The sequence below is a fragment of the Shewanella septentrionalis genome (assembly GCF_025370265.1).
Taxonomy (GTDB): domain Bacteria; phylum Pseudomonadota; class Gammaproteobacteria; order Enterobacterales; family Shewanellaceae; genus Shewanella; species Shewanella hafniensis.
This window is the reverse complement of sequence record NZ_JAMTCC010000119.1, coordinates 1-839: the sequence shown is the minus strand read 5'-3', so window position 1 is coordinate 839 and position 839 is coordinate 1. Positions and strand designations below refer to the sequence as shown.

General features: G+C 46.6%; 1 pseudogene. It reads right to left on the bottom strand.

Annotation, left to right across the window (positions count from 1 at the left end):
* Window positions 1–839: pseudogene (locus NE536_RS22830) on the bottom strand (transposase family protein); the annotation flags it as partial.

Here is an 839-nt window from a genome sequence, read left to right as displayed (position 1 = left end):
CATGTCTTTACTCACGTGATGACCGACTATCTTACGAGAGCTGGCATCGGTGACCAGTGACAGGTAGTGCACACCTTGGTCTGACTCAAGATAGGTGATATCGCTGACCAGTACATGCTCTGCATCATGCAGTCCTTCCTCTTTCAGCAGATTATGATGCTTCTTCATCCAGTGTTTGCTGAACGTGGTTTTTGTGTAGCTTTTCTTCGGTTTAACCAGTAAACCTTCACTTCTCAAATAGGTAAAGAACCCATCTCGCCCGAGTTTAATATCGTGCTCAACCAGCCTGGATTTTATCAACGTGTAGAGCTTGCGGGCCCCTAACCTTGGCATATATTTACGCCAGTACTGGACCCAGTCTTTGATGACCGATAGCTCAGCTCTACGACTTTCCATTCGCGCAACTGCCTGATAAATACCTTGCCTCGACATACCCGCAGCACGACATGCGGCTGCGAGGTTTATTTCTCCGTTGCTTTTTGCTTGCCAGACGTACCGGATAAGTACTTTTTTCTGAGGCCTGCTCCATATTCATTGTCCATGATATCAACCATGCCATTGAGGATTTGGTTACGCAGTTTCTCTTCTGCTAACTCACGTTCAAGGCGCTTGATCGTTTCGGCAGGGGTTTCTTTTGACTTAGGCATAAGGGGATGCTGAAAAGGTTTCGACCAATTGAGTCTACCATGTTTTCTAAGCCAAACGAGTACCGCTGAACGGCCTTGAATACCAAAATGGGCTTGGGCTTGTTTGTACGTCATTTCGCCTTTTTCAACACGCTCTACAACGCCTAATTTAAAGGCTAAGGTGTAATCTCGTTGTGTGCGCTTACGGCTTGA